At 59.8% G+C, this 17650-nt stretch carries 18 protein-coding genes and 8 pseudogenes; 8 read left to right on the top strand and 18 right to left on the bottom strand.

Annotated elements, in window-relative coordinates; all coding sequences use genetic code 11:
- The 10 genes and pseudogenes from NKI59_RS33555 to NKI59_RS33505 form a co-directional block, all read right to left on the bottom strand.
- Positions 1-163 (bottom strand): annotated as a pseudogene (locus NKI59_RS33555) (type II toxin-antitoxin system HipA family toxin); the annotation flags it as partial.
- Positions 100-252 carry a hypothetical protein gene (locus NKI59_RS33550; RefSeq protein WP_023722629.1) on the bottom strand — a complete coding sequence of 51 codons (153 nt, stop codon included), beginning with the start codon at positions 250-252 and terminating at the stop codon, positions 100-102. The gene NKI59_RS33550 and the pseudogene NKI59_RS33555, both read right to left, overlap by 64 nt.
- A gap of 1471 nt (positions 253-1723) precedes the next feature.
- The gene (locus NKI59_RS33540) at positions 1724-1864 is read right to left on the bottom strand and encodes a hypothetical protein (RefSeq protein WP_023722625.1); all 141 of its coding nucleotides are present in this window, start codon (positions 1862-1864) and stop codon (positions 1724-1726) included.
- Positions 1843-2016, bottom strand: coding sequence for a hypothetical protein (locus NKI59_RS33535; RefSeq protein ID WP_352485008.1), 174 nt, complete (start codon positions 2014-2016; stop codon positions 1843-1845). The genes NKI59_RS33540 and NKI59_RS33535 overlap by 22 nt, the downstream gene beginning before the upstream one ends.
- A 65-nt stretch (positions 2017-2081) precedes the next feature.
- A complete protein-coding gene (locus tag NKI59_RS33530; protein WP_352485009.1) occupies positions 2082-2300 on the bottom strand; it encodes a type II toxin-antitoxin system VapB family antitoxin in 219 nt (72 codons plus the stop codon).
- Positions 2301-2382: 82 nt separating this feature from the next.
- Positions 2383-2736, bottom strand: a complete 354-nt coding sequence (locus NKI59_RS33525; protein ID WP_023722622.1) for a helix-turn-helix domain-containing protein — start codon at positions 2734-2736, stop codon at positions 2383-2385.
- On the bottom strand, positions 2733-3071 hold the full coding sequence (locus NKI59_RS33520; protein ID WP_352485010.1) for a type II toxin-antitoxin system RelE/ParE family toxin: 339 nt from the start codon (positions 3069-3071) through the stop codon (positions 2733-2735). The genes NKI59_RS33525 and NKI59_RS33520 overlap by 4 nt, the downstream gene beginning before the upstream one ends.
- Positions 3072-3206: 135 nt before the next feature.
- The gene (locus tag NKI59_RS33515) at positions 3207-3341 is read right to left on the bottom strand and encodes a hypothetical protein (RefSeq protein ID WP_023722620.1); all 135 of its coding nucleotides are present in this window, start codon (positions 3339-3341) and stop codon (positions 3207-3209) included.
- Positions 3342-3577: 236 nt separating this feature from the next.
- The gene (locus NKI59_RS33510) at positions 3578-3751 is read right to left on the bottom strand and encodes a hypothetical protein (protein ID WP_245278771.1); all 174 of its coding nucleotides are present in this window, start codon (positions 3749-3751) and stop codon (positions 3578-3580) included.
- Positions 3752-3841: 90 nt separating this feature from the next.
- Positions 3842-4009: a type II toxin-antitoxin system VapB family antitoxin gene (locus tag NKI59_RS33505; protein WP_352485012.1), complete on the bottom strand. Its 168-nt coding sequence runs from the start codon at positions 4007-4009 to the stop codon at positions 3842-3844.
- Between the two features lie 522 nt (positions 4010-4531).
- Between NKI59_RS33505 and NKI59_RS33500 the strand changes: the two genes are divergently transcribed.
- The 6 genes and pseudogenes from NKI59_RS33500 to NKI59_RS33475 form a co-directional block, all read left to right on the top strand.
- Entirely contained in the window at positions 4532-5668 is a 1137-nt protein-coding gene (locus NKI59_RS33500) for a redoxin family protein (protein WP_352708773.1), read from the top strand.
- 382 nt (positions 5669-6050) lie between these two features.
- Positions 6051-6386, top strand: a complete 336-nt coding sequence (groES, locus tag NKI59_RS33495; RefSeq protein WP_352485014.1) for a co-chaperone GroES — start codon at positions 6051-6053, stop codon at positions 6384-6386.
- 3 nt (positions 6387-6389) lie between these two features.
- Positions 6390-8045: a chaperonin GroEL gene (groL, locus tag NKI59_RS33490; RefSeq protein WP_352485015.1), complete on the top strand. Its 1656-nt coding sequence runs from the start codon at positions 6390-6392 to the stop codon at positions 8043-8045.
- Positions 8046-8166: 121 nt separating this feature from the next.
- A pseudogene (locus tag NKI59_RS33485) lies at positions 8167-8585 on the top strand (sulfite exporter TauE/SafE family protein); the annotation flags it as partial.
- A 38-nt stretch (positions 8586-8623) separates the two neighbouring features.
- Positions 8624-8908, top strand: a pseudogene (locus NKI59_RS33480) (3-oxoacyl-[acyl-carrier-protein] synthase III C-terminal domain-containing protein); the annotation flags it as partial.
- 445 nt (positions 8909-9353) lie between these two features.
- Positions 9354-9958, top strand: a pseudogene (locus NKI59_RS33475) (IS5 family transposase); the annotation flags it as partial.
- Between the two features lie 844 nt (positions 9959-10802).
- Here the strand turns inward: NKI59_RS33475 and NKI59_RS33470 are convergent.
- From NKI59_RS33470 to NKI59_RS33450, 5 genes and pseudogenes are all read right to left on the bottom strand, one after another.
- A complete protein-coding gene (locus NKI59_RS33470; RefSeq protein WP_023723021.1) occupies positions 10803-11087 on the bottom strand; it encodes a hypothetical protein in 285 nt (94 codons plus the stop codon).
- 242 nt (positions 11088-11329) lie between these two features.
- A pseudogene (locus NKI59_RS33465) lies at positions 11330-11680 on the bottom strand (transposase); the annotation flags it as partial.
- Positions 11681-11823: 143 nt separating this feature from the next.
- A pseudogene (nifH, locus tag NKI59_RS33460) lies at positions 11824-12064 on the bottom strand (nitrogenase reductase); the annotation flags it as partial.
- Positions 12065-12446: 382 nt separating this feature from the next.
- Positions 12447-12692, bottom strand: coding sequence for a hypothetical protein (locus NKI59_RS33455; RefSeq protein ID WP_023723018.1), 246 nt, complete (start codon positions 12690-12692; stop codon positions 12447-12449).
- A gap of 28 nt (positions 12693-12720) precedes the next feature.
- Complete coding sequence (locus tag NKI59_RS33450; protein WP_352708768.1) at positions 12721-12954, bottom strand: hypothetical protein; 234 nt, start codon at positions 12952-12954, stop codon at positions 12721-12723.
- Here NKI59_RS33450 and NKI59_RS33445 point away from each other — a divergent pair.
- Both NKI59_RS33445 and NKI59_RS33440 read left to right on the top strand, forming a co-directional pair.
- A complete protein-coding gene (locus NKI59_RS33445; RefSeq protein WP_245278789.1) occupies positions 12953-13231 on the top strand; it encodes a Fic/DOC family N-terminal domain-containing protein in 279 nt (92 codons plus the stop codon). The two genes, NKI59_RS33450 and NKI59_RS33445, sit on opposite strands and share 2 nt — an antisense overlap.
- Before the next feature lie 160 nt (positions 13232-13391).
- On the top strand, positions 13392-13673 hold the full coding sequence (locus NKI59_RS33440; RefSeq protein ID WP_352485048.1) for a Fic family protein: 282 nt from the start codon (positions 13392-13394) through the stop codon (positions 13671-13673).
- A 694-nt stretch (positions 13674-14367) separates the two neighbouring features.
- Here NKI59_RS33440 and NKI59_RS33435 read toward each other — a convergent pair.
- The 3 genes and pseudogenes from NKI59_RS33435 to NKI59_RS33425 all read right to left on the bottom strand — a co-directional run.
- Complete coding sequence (locus tag NKI59_RS33435; RefSeq protein WP_352485047.1) at positions 14368-15750, bottom strand: AAA family ATPase; 1383 nt, start codon at positions 15748-15750, stop codon at positions 14368-14370.
- A gap of 102 nt (positions 15751-15852) precedes the next feature.
- Positions 15853-16094 (bottom strand): annotated as a pseudogene (locus NKI59_RS33430) (AAA family ATPase); the annotation flags it as partial.
- A 1172-nt stretch (positions 16095-17266) separates the two neighbouring features.
- A pseudogene (locus tag NKI59_RS33425) lies at positions 17267-17650 on the bottom strand (HipA domain-containing protein); the annotation flags it as partial.

The following is a 17650-nucleotide window of genomic DNA, read 5'->3' as shown; positions in this document are numbered from 1 at the left end:
GTGCCTTGGGCTTATCCTTTGAAGCATCCTGCGAAACCGCTATCGCGCCGTCACTTGGCAACGCCCGTACGGCTCCCGGCAGATCGGCGCCCAGCGCCGCTAAAAGATCGAAATCATTGCCTGGCCGCACATTGCCTTCATGGTGCTTTTCGCCCCGTCGGCGAGTGGGACGCCCAATGCGTCGCGGCCCCCTACCCGTTCGGCCGTTCCGTCGTACCAGGCGAGCGTCTCGTAGCCGCGAAAGCTGCTCACGCGACCGTGATCTCGGCCCGTTCAACGCCGTTCTGGGACGGGAAACCAAGCGAATGGCTGGCGAAACGGCTCCGCCGCAGCCGGCCTCGATCACAAGAACCCGGCGTCGGGCGTGAGCAACTCGACGTCGGATTGCATTGAAGCTTCAGCCAGGGCGGCTAAGTACGGATCGTTGTGAGCGACACGCTTCGGACTCCCATTCGATTGCCCGACTTTGGCTCATGCCGGGACGGGCGGTATTCTGAGGGTGTCTGCGCACCATGTTCATGGTGGCCGACTCTGAAGCGGCGCCCAATCGGAAACATTAGCATCTCCGCGTTTTGGCGTGGCTGCTTAAACTCTTCGACGGTAACCGCCTCAAGTAGCAGGTCCAAGGCTTCGCGCCCCCTCCGACTTATCGGGTCATCGCCCCGCAGGTAGTGATACGCTCGATCTAAATGCACCCGCGCGGCGGAAAAATCGCTTGTCATATGACCCTCTCAGTTACCGCCCGCATTAGCCGTCTAGGAGGTGAGGGAGGCGCAATCGTTAGTATCCACAGACGGATTTGATTTAAATCGCTGATGATCCGGGAGAAACCAGGGCGCTGGCTGGTCTTGATGCGAGAGCCTCGCCGGATGGGTAGTATGCCACGGCTACGGACGGTCTTGATCGAAATGATGGTTGAGGCTGCGGACTTCCCGGCGGACAGCTTCGATCGTTCTAGGCGTCTGCGCCGATAAATCAGGCGGGCGAATGCTCTCAATGTCCGCGTTGACAGCCATGCGAATACCGCTTCGTTCTTAATCTGTGGACACGGACCGAATACTGGCCCCGGCAAGTCGGCCAGTCGAGCTCTAATCCCTTGCCATCACAAAACGCGCATTCACGAGGGGTCATCGCGAATGCCGATCATCATCGGGCTTAGGGAAGCCATCCCTGAGCACTCGTCGTCAACCAGGGCGAGGACGAGATTGTGGCACCTCTCCTGTTAGGGTTCGTTGTCTCTCCCGTCTGTGAACAAGTGGGGTCAAGCTGCGGTCTTCACCCGGCCCGGTTCCGCTGCCGCCCCAAAGTTGATTGTGGAGCATGCGGAAGCGACTGCTAGGTCATGCTCTGGAAATACTGACCGATCACACAAATCTATAGTGGCTCACGGCAGCGGACAAGGAAGCAGCCCAGCAGCCTCTCGCCTTCCACGATGGAGAGCTTCCTCCACACACAGTCCTTTCGATCGAGCGAACGACCGAGGCAGCTCGTACCCGTGCGTCAACAATCGCTTCTCGTCCTCCGAGGTGACGTCATGATGAAGCTGTCAGCCGATGCCAACCCGCCGCGAAGGGGCCTAGGCTCACTCCCAGGCCCCCTTTCTGGCCTTCGGCTCCACTCAACCGCGCATAAACTGCGTTCCTTTCTCTGACCAGCCAAGGCTTGTCCGACTCCCCCGAAGAGAACCGCCCAAGAGCGCCGGTGTTACTATTTCCACAAGCTCCTAGTCGATAAGGACGCGAAGTCTACGCCATGGAAGGTCGAGCTCCTCGCCGCGCGCGATCAAGGCCATGTGCTCGCTTACCTGCTCGGCAACGGCCCCGGTCAACTCCGGCAGTTCAGTCAATTTTTCAAAGGCGGCCATTCATCTGATCCTTTCGGCAAGGTTGCCACGTCTGTCTGAAGCAAAAGCTCGTCCAGCGTGAGCAGCGGCGAGCGCATCGCCTTGGCATAGGCGTAGTGGAAGCAATCGAACATGCATCGACGAACATTATTCGTCACCACCTGTGAGATCATGGTCGAGCTCGTGATAGGCCTCCGGTTGAACCGGCTTTCGACCTGGCTGAAAAGACAGGCCGTGCTTAACCAGAATCTTTTTCGCCGTTTCTCTCGGGCTTTCCTTTGTTCATCCGGTTGCGGATGGTTTCCCGCAGGGCGACAATCACAGCATCGGTGATGCTTGTGCCGTCAATGCGCGCAAGCTCCCGAACGAGAGTATCGGCCTCCGGATTGTTGGCGAGCGGGCGAGCGGAGAACAGGGCAAGATAATCAAGCAATTTTGAGCCGCGATAGCCTTCCACTCGGCCATCGCGCGTAGGCGGTGGTTCCGGGTCAATCTCACCAAGGCGTCGGGGCTCTGAAAGCGGCCCTCCCCTCCCCTGCTCAGTGCGCGGCTGCAGGAGTTTTGTTGTTGAGGTTGGCCTCCGTATCATTGGGCGTTAGAGCACGCAGCACCGCCTCAGGCTCCCGGTCCATGACGCGAAGCAGTGTACGGGCCGCGCCGCTTGGCTGCCGCTTGCCCTGCTCCCACTTCTTGTAGCCGGATGGACTGGTTCCCAGCACGGTCGCCATCTCATCCTGTGTCAGGTCGAGCTTCTTGCGGATGGCTTTGGCGTCGACCGCGCCAACATCGACGCTGTGCACCTTGATACCGGGAACGTCCTTACCCTGCGCGTGCGCCAGAGCTTCCGACATAGACTGGATCAGATCAGCGCCGAATTTTGTCATCTCGCTCATGTCCTGCTCCTGTTCGCTGCCTTAATCGCCTTGGCGAAGGCTGCAACCGCTTTTGCCTCGTCCGGCTTCAGATCGACCTTTTCATTCTTGCCGTACGCCAACAGCGCGTAGATCGGTGCGTCATCGCTGTACCAGTAGTAGATGACCCTTGCGCCACCGCGCTTACCCTTGCCTTTGGCGCCGAACCGCATCTTTCGAACGCCACCGGTACCTGGAATCTCATCACCCACCTGCGGATTGGCAGCGAGAAAGTCGATCAGTTCCTTCCGCTCATCGTCGCTAAACAGCTCCGCCGCCTGCCTGATGAACAATGGTGTCTCGGCGACGGTCTGCATGCACTTCCTATAACCCAATGGGTTATATATGAGCCAGCGGTGGGCAGAGTCAATGGCCGATCTACCGAAACGACGCCTCCAACCGATCGATTATCCTTATCCTCTGGATTTGGAAATCAGCCCCGCAACGAGCTCTCAGGCGCTGCAAATGGCCGCTGACATGCAAAACGTGCTTCCCGTCGACCACAGGGACGGCTGATCGGCTACCTGCTCGGCGGCAACGACCCCGGTCAATTCCGGCAGTTCAGTCGATTTTTCGAAGACGGTCATTCATCTGATCCTTTGGCAAGGTCGCCACGTCTGTCTGAAGCAAAAGGTGGTCCAGCGTGAGCCGCGGCGAGTGCATCGCCTTGGAATAGGCGTAGGGGCAATCGAACTTGCTGAGGCGCCGCTTTGCTATGCCGTGCTGTCCGGCGACAGCGACCGCGTAGGACAGGACGTGTCGGGGCGAACCGGGCTCGCAGAGCCGAATCTTTGGTGCTGCGAGCCATTCGACGACGACCGCCTCAGCCGCTTTGTAGGCGCAATTCAACTGATCCGGCCGTGAAAGCACGATGATGGCTTCCTAGGCAGCAAGTGTCATGTGAACGGCGAGCCGCATCGAGCGGCGCCGCTTCATAGGCGTCGGCCGTGTCCTCCGCCGCCATCATCGAGACGATCGCACATGCATCGACGAACATTATTCGTCACCACCTGTTGAGATCATGGTCGAGCTCGTGATAGGCCTCCGGTGGAACCGGCTTTCGACCTGGCTGAAAGACAGGCCGTGCTTAGCCAGTGTCTTTTGCGCCGTTTCTATCGGGCTTTCCTTGTTCATCCGGTTGCGTATGGTTTCCCGCAGGGCGACAATCACAGCATCGGGTGATGCTTGTGCCGTCAATGCGCGCAAGCTCCCGAGCGAGAGTATCGGCCTCCGGATTGCGAATGTTCAGCGTCATGTGTGTAGCTCCAAGCGCGTAGCGCCCTTTACATCACTGTGTAGCTTGGAGCATACCCGCAGTGTCGGTCGATTAGGCTGGCTCACACTTCGCCGGGGGCTTTGTTCATCCTCCTCTTCAAAACTGTTAGCGGCGAGCCAACCCACCAATGTCACTGAGGCGAATTCCCTCGGGACGGGCAGAGGCTGCCTGCCGCGCGTCCTTATGGCCTTGGCGCTTCGGGGACGGGCCACGCTTTTCGGGCGGCGCGAAGCGTGTCCAAAACCTGACAGCGGCAGACAATATGACAGGTTCAGAACAAACAATGGCAAAAATATCAGGTGCATTACAACCGGTCATCTGGGGCACCGGGAGGTTTTTCCAAAGCATGTGCGCGCTGAGCTCGCTGGCATGGCCCTTGCACGAATAAGGGAGCAACCAGAGGCTCCTCTTCCCCCCAACCCGTGCCTCTCTAGGAAGGAAACCAGAGTGCCGACAACCTTACCCTTTGGAAATAACTTTGGACAGCACCCGGTCTTGCAGATGGAGTCCCCGGCCCCTTCGATTCAAGTGGAAACCTGGCTGCGTGGCGAGCCGCTCAGCAGCTTCGAGCCCGGGAAAGTATACATCGTCGAATTTTGGGCAACTTCGTGCGGCCCATGTGTGGACGCGATGCCTCATCTGATGCAGTTGCAGGAGAAATACAGGGACAGCGGCGTTGAGATCATCGGAGTCGCGGCTAGTGAAGACGCTCCAACGGCCGATGAGGCCCGCAGCAATCTGGACGCGTGGTTGACCGAAAAGTTCTCGAATCTGAACTTTCGGATGGCGTTCGACTCCACAGGCGAAATGAAAAAGCTTTGGATGGAGCCCAGCTTTTCTTGCTGGATTCCGACCAGTTTCGTGGTCGACCGAGACGGCCACATCGCCTTTATTGGTGGCCCGACGGAACTCGATGAGGTTTTGCCGAAGGTGCTCAACGGCAGCTGGCGCGCCAGCGATCAAGCGAAAGCCGCCGACAGGGAGCGGATCGCGAAAGGCGAACCCAAAGCGCGCGAACAAGCGCTGACGAAGCCGATCAAGGCTAGATATCGGGCGGCGATGGAGACAAATGATTGGAAGACGGCGCGCTCGGCAATCGAGGAGGGCGTCGCCTTGATGCCGGACAACCTATATTTCCGCGTGAGTCTTGCGCATCTGTTGCTTCACAAAATGCGCGACATGGAGGCCGGCTTGCCCGAAATGCGCCAATTCGTTCGCGACGCGATCAACAGAGAGTCCGAGCACTGGATATATTATGGGCTATTCCTACTCTTCGCGCCGTGCTTTGATTATGCGGGCTTTCCGTCTGCTGAGCGCTTTGCGATGGGCGAAGAGCTGTCTAAACACATCGTGGCACTGCCGCAAGGCCACGGCTCTAAGTTCATGTCTTATCCGATGGTCGCTCAGTACTATCATGAGAGCGGCAACAAAGATCGCGCGATCGAGTTGGTCGAGCAGGCACTTAAGGTGCTGGACGGTCCGGAGCCTATCTCGAACGACCTGAAACAGCACCTTCTACCGGAGTTGCTGCAGGCTCTGGCCAACTACAAGGGTGAGAAGGTTTGTCACGGCACTATCTGTGTAGCTCCGCAAAAGGATTCTCCCAACGTCAATGGGGTGGCCGAGGAGCAAACCTAAGAAGGGGCGTGTCGGAATGCCTTACTGGTCAATTCGTCCACTTTCCTGGCGTGGTTGTGCAAATAGCCGGCCCAGGCGTCCAGCCCAGCCTCGCCGTCATCCGCAAACACGTGACTGACCAAGGAGAAGACGACGTCCCCTGATCACCTCACCAAAACATACTGCCGCTGCGGGTCTCCCGGACCCGTCAAAGATGGCACTGGAGTAATGCTTGGAACATGAAAAAAGGCTACTAGCCAGCTCGACGCTGCCCACCGATCCACCTGCACCCACAGGCGGGGAAGACGGGGACGCAGCCGACCGCCTGTCTCAGCGCCACGATAGCACTCGCACGCTCCGGCAACGGAACACCATTCAACATCCGCACCAAGGACATCCAAAAATGGCAAAGAATTTCCGGCCGCTGCATGACCGCGTGGTCGTTCGCCGCGTCGACTCCGAAGCGAAGACCGCCGGCGGGATCATCATTCCCGACACCGCAAAGGAAAAGCCGCAGGAAGGCGAGATCGTCGCCGTCGGCTCCGGCGCGCGCGACGAGGCGGGCAAGCTTGTTCCGCTCGACGTGAAGGCTGGCGACCGCATCCTGTTCGGCAAGTGGTCCGGCACCGAAGTGAAGCTCAATGGCGAAGACCTTCTGATCATGAAGGAATCCGACATTATGGGCATCATTCTGACCGCCGAAATCCAGTTCGCCTCTTCCACAGACCTTCGGAGCTAAAAAATGCCCAAAGACGTAAAATTTTCCCGCGACGCTCGTGAGCGCATGCTGCGCGGCGTCAACATCCTCGCCGACGCAGTGAAGGTCACGCTCGGCCCCAAGGGCCGCAACGTCGTCATCGACAAGTCGTTCGGCGCACCGCGCATCACCAAGGACGGCGTCACCGTCGCCAAGGAAATCGAGCTGGAGGACAAGTTCGAGAATATGGGCGCGCAGATGGTCCGCGAAGTTGCTTCGAAGACCAACGACATCGCCGGCGACGGCACCACGACCGCGACCGTTCTGGCGCAGTCGATCGTCCAGGAAGGCCACAAGGCGGTTGCCGCCGGCATGAACCCGATGGACCTCAAGCGCGGCATCGACCTCGCCGTCGCCGACGTCGTCGCGACGCTGATCAAGAACGCCAAGAAGATCAAGACCTCGGAAGAGGTTGCCCAGGTCGGCACCATCGCCGGCAATGGCGATGTTTCGGTCGGCTCGATGATCGCGGAAGCGATGCAGAAGGTCGGCAATGAGGGCGTCATCACCGTCGAGGAAGCCAAGACCGCCGAGACCGAGCTCGAAGTCGTCGAAGGCATGCAGTTCGACCGCGGCTATCTCTCGCCCTACTTCGTCACCAACGCCGAAAAGATGGTTGCGGATCTGGAAGACGCCTACATCCTCCTCCACGAGAAGAAGCTCTCCAACCTGCAGGCCATGCTGCCGATCCTCGAGGCTGTCGTGCAGACCTCGAAGCCGCTGGTCATCATCTCCGAAGACGTCGAAGGTGAGGCCTTGGCGACGCTGGTCGTCAACAAGCTGCGTGGCGGCCTGAAGATCGCTGCCGTCAAGGCGCCGGGCTTCGGCGACCGCCGCAAGGCCATGCTGGAAGACATCGCCATTCTCACCGGCGGCCAGGTCATCTCCGAAGACCTCGGCATCAAGCTCGAGAATGTCGGCCTCAACATGCTCGGCCGCGCCAAGAAGGTGTCGATCTCCAAGGAGAACACCACCATCGTCGACGGCGCCGGCAAGAAGGAAGAAATCCAGGGCCGCGTCGCCCAGATCAAGCAGCAGATCGAGGAGACCACCTCGGACTACGACAAGGAGAAGCTGCAGGAACGTCTCGCCAAGCTGGCGGGCGGCGTTGCCGTCATCCGCGTCGGCGGTGCGACCGAAGTGGAAGTCAAGGAAAAGAAGGACCGCGTTGATGACGCCCTCAACGCGACCCGCGCGGCCGTCGAAGAAGGCATCGTTCCCGGCGGCGGCGTCGCCCTGCTGCGCGCTTCGCTGGCCATCACCGTCACCGGCGCCAATGCCGACCAGACCGCCGGCATCGCCATCGTTCGCCGCGCCCTGCAGGCTCCGGCCCGCCAGATCGCAGCGAACGCAGGCGCCGAAGCTTCGATCGTCGCCGGCAAGATCCTCGACAACAAGGGCGCGACCTTCGGCTTCAACGCCCAGACCGGCGAATATGGCGACATGATCGCCATGGGCATCGTCGATCCGATGAAGGTCGTGCGCACGGCTCTCCAGGACGCGGCCTCGGTCGCCGGCCTGCTGGTCACCACCGAAGCCATGATCGCCGAGGCTCCGAAGAAGGAGTCGGGTGGCGGCGGCGGCATGCCTGGCGGCATGGGCGGCGGCGGCATGGGCGGTATGGGCGGTATGGATTTCTGATCCAGCCAACCTCCAACTACAGGAAAAGGGCGGCAGCGATGCCGCCCTTTTCTCTGGCGCGGATCCAAGCCGGCTGCCCGATCCACAGGCCTGCATGCGGCGCACTTTATGGCGGACACCAATGACTGAATTCATTCTGTTCGCCATAGTCGGCTTTCTCGCCCAGGCGGTCGACGGTGCGCTTGGCATGGCATACGGCGCGATCTCCTCGACGGTTCTGCTTTCCTTCGGCGTTCCGCCGGCGCAGGCTTCGGCCGCGGTGCACGCGGCGGAAGTGTTCACCACGGCCGCATCCGGCACGGCGCACCATTACCACCGCAATATCGACTGGAAGCTGTTCTGGCGGCTTGCACCGTTCGGCATCCCCTCGGCGGCTGCCTCGGCGCCTTCGTGCTGACCTTGTTTCGACGGCGACATGGTGAAACAGCTCCGGTGGTTCCGCAAGATCCCCAACAATCCGGTTCCTACCTGCCTGGTGGCTCCGCTGGGCGCCGCAGGCGCGTTCCTCCACCGGCCGGTGGCGGTGGTTGGGGTCCGATGGTCGGCGGCTGAAACACCGCTGGGGGCAATGTTCAACGGATTTCCTGGCCGAGCACGGCCTGACCCCGCATGGCATCCGCCGGTTCTGGCTGCATCAGGCCAATGCGCGCATGAACGCGATGATCCTGAAGCTCTCCTTCGGCCATGATGTCGGCATGACCGGGCGCCAATGGTGCTGGAGCGGCTCGGCAACACGGCGGCGGCCGGCGCGATCATCGCCTTCAAGGAAAACCACGAGGATATGAAGGCGGGCGATTACGGCCTGCTCTGCACCTTCAGGGCGGGGATACTCGATCGGCGGCGCACTGCTCAAGAAGCTTTGACGGGTTTTGCCCGCTCGTTGGCCGGCGCTCTCATGCGCGGCACACGTGAAGGCTGTTCGCCAGTTTGTCACTCGCCCGACCAATGCTATTCTGGATGGACTGGAGCTTCGGACGGCTTGTTCATGAAGGCAGTGTTTCGCCATGCCGGTTTGCCTTGGATCGTCGGGCTCGCGGGCTTCGCGCGTTATGCTCGACGATCGCGAGACGCCGAGCATAATCCGATCCGTCAACCGCACGGCACTATCAGCAAGGCTACGGCGGGGGGCCGCTATCCTCACGCACCTCGGTCATGCCGCAAGCCGCCCTCGCATTCAATGTGTTAGTGGATTCGTGTGAATCTACATCCACACAAACATGTGCTCCAATATTGATCTCGCCGAAGGGGTTGAGCAGCTGGCGCGGTCGTGATTCCAACGGGTTGTCGAAGCCTGATTGGAGAGACCTGATGTGGACGCCAGCTACTCGCCGCCAGCATAACCGCGGAAGCCTGCGTTACGAAACAGACATGACGGACGCAGAGTGGAGTTTGATCGCGCCACTCATGCCCACGGCGCGCCCGACGGGGCGACCGCGCAAATGGCCATTGCGCGAGATCGTGAACGCGATCTTCTACGTCATGCGCGGCGGGATCGGGTGGCGTCTTCTGCCATCGGATTTTCCGCCGAGGAGCACGGTGTTTCGCTGGTTTTGCTTGTTCCGTGACACATGCCTGTTCGAGAAGATCAACCACAAGCTCCTGATGCTGGATCGCGAACGTTGCGGCCGAGAGGCTTCACCCACGGCCTCCGTCATCGACAGCCAGACCGTGAAGACCTGCGAGAGTGGCGGGCCGCGTGGCTATGACGCCGGCAAGAAGATCAAAGGCCGCAAGCGCCATGCGCTGGTCGACACCGACGGTCGGGCTCTCGTCCCTTATCCGCATCCCGCCAGCATCCAGGATCGCGACGGCGCCGGCCCGGTCCTGAACGCCTCGCGGCGACCATTCCCCTTCATCCGAAAGGTGTTCGCCGACCTGGATATCAGGGACCGCGTGTGGCCGAAGGCACCAGTGCGGTTACCAACCCGCGGATAAGAGCTGGATCAACCGTCGTCTTAAGCCCCATCTCGTCCCCGTGCTGCCCATCAACGAAGGACAAACCTGTGACAAAGGACATGGGGCGGAAAAGCTCATCCATCACCCTTGACCACGGTCCGCTCCGTCGTCTGCTCCGTCGTCTGGCGGATTGCACAACAAAGATTTAGGAAATTTCTCACATTTCCGTCCCCCGTTGTAAGTGGCGCCCGGATCCGGAGCGGTCGTTACCAGGGCCAGCGCGATCGCAGGAAGTATCGGGCGCAGCCAGTCAGGCCGAAATTTCGTCGACGGTTTCGGGAGGCCCGGGGCCGCGACATCTTTTGGTGACGGTGTCATTGTTGCCTTTCTCTCGTTCTTTAATGTTTTGCGGATGATCCGGTGTCGTTTGCCATCTGCGATCGGCACGTCGGACGGTTTTGGTAAGGTGACTGGTTTCATAAGGTCGCCAGTTGTTGTCCCAACAACAACCCTTTTGGCAGAGCTAGCTGACAGTAGCCTCAAAAGCAGTCAGCGAATTTCACGACGTAGTGGTCGAGGCCGAGATCGTCTTTGGTGCGCTCGAAGCCATTCCTCGACCGCCCAGCGCAGGCGGCGGCACCGGCCAGTTCGGCCAACGCCGTGCCCCAGACCAGATAGTAGGCGAGCTTCTCCGGCTCCTTGCGGTGGTCGGAATGACGCTGCTGCCAAAACCTGTGGCGACGAAGCCGAGATCCCCCGCTTCATCGCCGGACCAGCTCTAGCCGCACACGCCTTTGATCCTATCGAGTGCCCGGTCGCGTCGTAAGGAACATCCTGACAGGCTGCATAAACGACATGAATCTACCAATCTTCAAAACAGGGCCATGGGCGGATGATGACCGGACGATAGATCACCGGCCGGTCCCAAGGATCGAAAGCGCACGCGCTTCTCAGGTCCGCGCGGCGCTCGAGCTCGATGCGCTGCAGACATTCGGCGAAGGCATCGTTCCCGACGAAGCCGTAGGACCGGCATTGCGCCTCGTCCGCGGCACGGCGGTCCTCGTCCGCGGCACGGCGGTCTTCCGCCGTCATGCAGCCTGTGCAGATTGTGGCCAGCGCGACCACCATCGCCGTCTTATACCACATACTTTCCTCCTCGACACAAAAGTTGATTGTAGAGATTCTGGGAAGCATTAGATCGCCCGCGGAACCTAGCCCGCTTGATGCACGGCGAAGAGCTTTCGGCGGCCTGAAGCGGCGATCTGGTTTCCTTTGCTGTGCGTTTTCCCAAGCCTCATCAGGCGCCGGCGGTGATCCGTCGTGATGGAAGGCGAGGGTTTGCGGGTTGAGGTCAGCGGGTTTGTTCCGGGACGTCTGCGCCCCATTGCTTATATCGCGAGTTGCGGGATGCGACTGAGGACGATGCGTAGAATGCGCTGGTCCGGGCAGGATGTCGGCAGGTGCAGGCGGATTTGGGTCTTCATGTCGACCATGCGAGCGGCGATCTTGATGAGGCGCAGTCGCAGCGTGTCGAGTTGAGCGACTGCAAAGCTGGAGCGTTTCGGCATCGCGGCACGCAGGCCCCCCATAAGCCAGTAGGCGCCGGCATGCAGGAACAGCCGGAACTGGTTGGCCGTCGCTCTTGTGCCGGAGGTGCGGTCGGCGGCGAGATGCGTCTTCCACGACTTGATGTGGTTCTCGGCAGCGCCGCGCCGGCAGTAGACATCCTCGTAAAGCGCCAATGGGCATGGAGTGCCTGCCATGCAAAGCGAACGGCAGTCATGATGATATCCTTTGCGAGCTCATAATGGAGCGACGATTTGCGCGACAATGCATCAGGTGTCCTCACAGCATGCTGTACAACAAGTCAGGATGCATGGAAGTAGCCGGCCTTGAGCACGTCCTGGAGTTCGAGATCTTCCACCGGGCCTTCTTGTGCTGCGAGGTGCAGGACGTATCCTGCGCCTTCGCGTTCAGGATCAGGCGGGTGGAGTCGGCTTTGTGGCCGCAGCCGACGATGAGGATCCTTTGCCCGAGGTCGACAAGGGCGGCGAGCGTGGGACGTCGTCGACTTTGCCGATGCCCCCCTTGCCGTAGAACGCGATCTGACGCAGACGTGACATGTAGCTTTCCTTCTTCTGTTCCATTTGCGGCTGCCCGCGCCATGAAGGCAGCTCGCCGCCTTGCACCAAGGGCTTCAAGACCCGTGCCAACTCGGCTGAGTTGGGCCGGAGCAAAATTTGTGAATACTTTCAGCTGCTTAGCCCGAGGCAACAAGAGATTGGCTAAGCAAACCGTGTGTAGCGGACCCGACAAAGACGACAATGTGTCGGATTCCGTTACTTGCGACCGCTATTGATCTCCCAGGAGCCCGACAACTGGCCGGCCTCCAATCGGGTGATCCATGTTGAACGTTAGCACATGCTTGGTCTTTGCGCCTCGGCTGCGGCCGCATTAGGTAAGCGTCAGCCGCTGGGTGACGTTGACGGCGTAGATTCTTCACGGCTAGACACCCGAAATCGGCGTGTTGGGCGGGTTCGGGATAGGGGAGAGCTTCGCAGTGTGGATCGGCCCGCCGGTTAAGGAATCGTACTCGCTGGCGATCCTGACCGCTTCCTCGGCCGTTCTGCCCGCGTGCAGCGGGCCCAGTGCAAACTCCGTGCCGGAGCCGATCGCGAAGAATGGCGCCTCGAGCGGCCCGGTAAAGCAGGACCAATGGTTCCAGTAGTGGACGGTGCCGTCGGTCCACACCAGCAGCGCCTTGACGCCGATCTTGCTGTCATGGGTGGGGATGGCCTTCGTTGACCACCTGGCTGCACCATTTGGCGAAGGCGTCGGTCTGGCCGCCGTGGCTCGCGGCGTCGGTCTGGCCGACATCACTCGACGAGGACGCGACCAGGGCGCCATTGGGCAGGACGTGCAGGTTTTTCTTGAAGCCGATCGGGCTGCCGTCGCTCGAATAGACGCGGCTGTCCGTTGCCATGATCCCATCTCGGTACACAATGGTCGTCATGGCAATCACCCGAGGTCGACAAGGGCGGCGAGCGCTGGCGATATGGTGCCTTGACCTCGATTGGTTCATCTATGCCTTCGTGCGCAAGGAGGCAGTGATCTCGTCGCAGATCGAGGGCACGCAGGCAGCACTCGTGGACCTTCTGGCTTTCGAGGCCGAAGAGGGGCCGGCACCCAACGCCGATATGGAAGCGGTCACGAACTACCTCGACACGCTCGCCTATGCCCGCGACCAGCTTGCGTCGAAGCAGGGGCTGCCGATTTCCATGCGCTCCTGAACGAGACGCACAAGCGGTTGATGCGCGTCGTGCGTTGTTCGAACAAGAAGACGTACGCCGCAGCCAGAACTGGATCGGGGGAAGTCGGCCAGGCAATGCGACCTAGGTCCCGCCGCCACCGGATAAGCTTCCCCAGCTTCCCAGCGAATTTGAGAAATACATCCACGTCGACGATCCGCTAGCGAAGCTGGTGCGGGCAGGTTTTCGCCACGTGCAGTTCGAGATCATTTATCCCTATCTCGACCGCAACGGGCGGATCGGGCGACTCCTGATCGCCCTGCTCTTGGAGCACTGGGGCTTACTAAAGGCGCGGCTCCTCTATCTCAGCCTGTTTTTCAAGCGCCACAGGGAAGAGTACTACCGGCGCCTCGATTTTAATCCGGTGGAAGGGAACTGGGAGGGCTGGATAGACTTCTTTCTCGATCGCCACCACTTCCGGTGAAGCCGTCGCTTCGGCGCGTGAACTGTTCAATCTCGTATCCTCGCACCGGGTGCGACTGCTCCAAGCCCAATCCGCCTCCGGCTCCGCAGTCAGACTGTTCGAGCAATCGCCGCGTCATCCGGTCGTGAGCGTTGCCTCGGTCATAAAGTTGATCGGCGTAAGCAAGCGACCGCGATCCGTGCAATCGAGGCGCTGACCGAAGCCAATATTCTCGTGGACACCATGGGGAAGAAGCGCGACCGCAGCTTCGCCTATCGCGCCTATCTGGAATGCGTGCGAACCGGAACGGAATTGGACAGTGGCTGATCGCTACCAACCGCGAAATCATATCACGCTGTCAATGACCGTGGAATCCCGACCCCGCATTTTCGCGTGCTCATTCCATGAAAATCACACCACGCTGCGCGAACGACTCCTGCAGCCTCGCCAATTAGTGGCGACGCTTCGGCTATCGGAGGCTGTTCATCCAGGGCTGGCAGTGCGCAAGCGTCGTTCACGACGAACACTGACTGCGGCGGATCGGAGCGGTGCGGGACCGCTCCGCAGGTGAGCCGCCAGGTGAATTCGGGCACTCATCGTTCCTGGCCTCGCATCGAGCCGACCAGGCATGGCCGAGGGGCGCCCACTGGCGCCTTGCGCTGATTAGAGCGAAGTCATCGAAAATCAGCACAAGGCGCACTCGGGCCGCAGAACTTTAGCCGCAGCAGTCACTGTCATCTTCTTCGGCCTTTTTTCTTCTTGACGCCTTGTCGGTGAGGCCGACGATGCGCCTGTTGAGACGGCTGGACAATACTCCGGAGTCGCCGAAGACCACCTCCACATCGTCGCGCGAGACAAAATGAGAGCCATCTCGCGCGAGGCTCCGTTGGGCCAGACGACGGACCATCTCCTTGACATAGACCGCGCTGCTGCCGTCTGAGCGTGCGACGGCATCGGCCACCGCTCCGCTCTCGAAGGTGAGAGCACCACCATAGAGCGCTATCAGCCGCTCGCGGCAACCAGCGTCGGGGAGCGGAATTTCAATAGCTTCGTCCACGCGGCCCGGGCGCGAAGCGAGCGCTTCCTCAATGTCCTCCGGCCGGTTCGTCGTCAGGAAGAAAAAGATATCTGTCCCTGACTCAAGACCGTCCATCTCGTTCAACAGACGGTTGAGGAGGCGTTCGGCCTTTTGACCATGAACATCCTCTCGCGACCGGCCCACCAGATCGACGTCCTCCAGCACGACGATGCTCGGCTGCAAGGTACGCGCCAGCGCGATGTAGAACCCAATCGCAATTGTCTGCTCAGCCGTGACCAGAACGGTAGTGCGGCCAGGCAGGTTGGCACAAACATGACGGATGACGTGCGTCTTGCCTGTCCCAGGAGGTCCGTAAAGCAGAATACCCTTTTGCGTCGATTGGCCGAGACGCTTCAGCTCCTCTCGGTGTCCATCGAAATCGAAGATGTGGGCATCAAGACGCGCCATAGTTGCCTCGGAAAGCACCAGGTCGTTCCGGCATACGGCAGGAAGACCATGAACCCGCATCGTACCCTGCATCCCAGAGGTTCCTGCATCTTCTTCGAAAGAGAGGACCTTGTTGCGATAATATCGTGAGCTCTCGCAGCCCTCCTGGATCTTGCGAAGAAATTCGCGCGAGAAGTCGCATGCCTGCTCGCCGGGCAGAAAAGCGATTTCCACTTGAACGTATGTCATGCCATTGTATGGGGCGGTGAACTGCGACAGAAAAACCGCAACCGGCTCGTCGCCGATCTGGAACAACCACAGGCCGTTGTGCAGAGACGCATAAGGCTCCTCTTCGCCGATGTCGATGTCCTGATATTGCAAGGGTGTTATCGGAACGACGGCATGTTCCTGGCGAATGATAAGGTCTGATAGCTTCATGGGCTCAGAGTCGTAGAACTGGTGGACGCCGACCAGCTTGGGAGACAGAGGCGCGATCTGCTCTTCGATCATGGTTTGAAGATCCGGCAGGAGATGTGGATAAAACCGTCGGTGGGAGCTCGTCAGCTCCATCAAATCATCGGTTTTGAAATGGGCATGAAGTGCCTGCCAGGTAAAGCGAATAACCTCAGTCATGGTGATATCCTTTGTGAGTTCACAATTGATCGACGATTCGCGCGACAATGCATCAGGTGTCCTCACAGCATGCTGTACAACAAGTCAGGATGCTTGGAAGCAGCCGACCTTGAGCACGTCCTGAAGTTCGAGATCTTCCACCGAACCTTCTTGTTCTGCGAGGTGCAGAACGTATCCTGCGCCTTCGCGTTCAGGATCAGGCGGGTGGAGTCGGCTTTGGGGTCGTAGCCGACGATGAGGATCCTTCGCCCGAGGTCGACAAGGGCGGCGAGCGTATTTTGGGACGTCGTCGATTTGCCGATGCCCTCCTTGCCGTAGAACGCGATCTGACGCAGACCTGACATGTAGCTTTCCTTCTTCTGTTCCATTTGCGGCTGCCCGCGACATGAATGCGTTGGCAGCTCTCGCCGCCTTGCACCAAGGTTTTCAAGACTCGTGCCAACGTGACTGACTGGGCCGGAGAAGAAAATTCGTGAATTCTTTTCAGCTGCTTAGCCCGAGGCAACAAAAGATTGGCTAAGCCAGCCTGTGTCGCGGACCCGACAAAGGCGACACAACGTGTCGGCTTCCGTTACTTGCGACCCGCATACCTCGCAGACCGGAAAGAAGTTGGGAATGTCAGGCAGCGAGTCTGAGGCGATTTTGATCGGGGAGACCGCAGCAAGGACGTCGGTCTACGCATACCTCTGTATCGCTCCAGCCTGCCATTGATCTGGGCCGGCCGTTCGCACATTGAACACGAGCTGGCGCTCAACCGCGACCAACACATCTGCCGCTTTTTACAATGCGTTCGTTGACGGCTCGACCTCGCCTGTCTTGTCTTGGCGCACCCTGGTTATCTTCAGATAGTGGTGCCGAGCGGAATTTCTTACACGCCGCCCAAGCGGTCGTTGGGCCGTCGCGCTGGTGTTGTCACTAATCGCACGTATGATGGCACTCGTGCTGCACCCCGATTTGCAGCTGCTGCTGGGCCAGCTTCTGGTGCTCCAATTCGGCTGGAGTATCGCCAATCATGTCGCCGCGCAAGCCAAGAGGTTCTTGAGCTGTCCCGGAGCGTCGGGTCCTGCAATCGTGACACGCGCCGGGGGTCTCATTCTGAACCGCAGTCGCGTCGGTCCACACGGCGCATATCTGACGGGCACTCGAGAACGCTCAGTTGATTTTGTCGCTTGTCGGAGATGACTGTCGGGCCGCTTAACCGCAATGTTGGATGAGTTTTGCCGGAGCCATACTTTCTAACGCTATCTTTGTTGGTCCAATTCGCCGCAGCCAGAGCACCGGATAAACATCATCTGCATGCGACAAGCGTTTCCCTCAGCACCTAAGGCTCGCAGCGGAACCTGCATGTACGTGTTTTATAAAGAACATCATAGTTCTACTGCGACTATGTCGCAAATCCGACATCGTTGGACAGCGGACAAAACTGACGCGCAACAAAAAGGGAGAAGCCTGCCAAGTGAGGCTGGGCCACCGGCGCTGGCGATCATTCCGCCAACGTTAAGCCAAGAGGCTCGGCTCACTTCTCGGCGCAGGAGTTCAGTATCGGCGTCATCGCCTTCACATGCTCGTCGATCCACCCGAGCACTTTCCCCGCGACAACGTCGCGCTCAGGCAGATGCCACCAGTGCTCGTTGACGAGTTCGACGGTCTCGACCACTGCCTTCAGGACTGGCGGCTCCGGATTGCACGGTTCGCAAATGCTTTCCATCGCGGTGCTGCTAGCGCCTTGAACGAGCGCTCTCCTCCAAGCGAAAGCGCCATGGCGTCCGCGGGAAGATATGGCACGGTCGACAGTAGGTCGTAGATTGGTGCAAGCACCGGCTTGTCGCCTTTACCGGGATAAATCAAAGACCAGTTCTTCAGGTGCACGTCGCCATTGCCGGTGATGACCGTCAGCACC

It is taken from the genome of Mesorhizobium sp. M0598 (assembly GCF_040320865.1).
Lineage (GTDB): Bacteria > Pseudomonadota > Alphaproteobacteria > Rhizobiales > Rhizobiaceae > Mesorhizobium.
The sequence above is the reverse complement of the archived record's forward strand: the minus strand, read 5'-3'. Positions and strand labels throughout refer to the sequence as shown.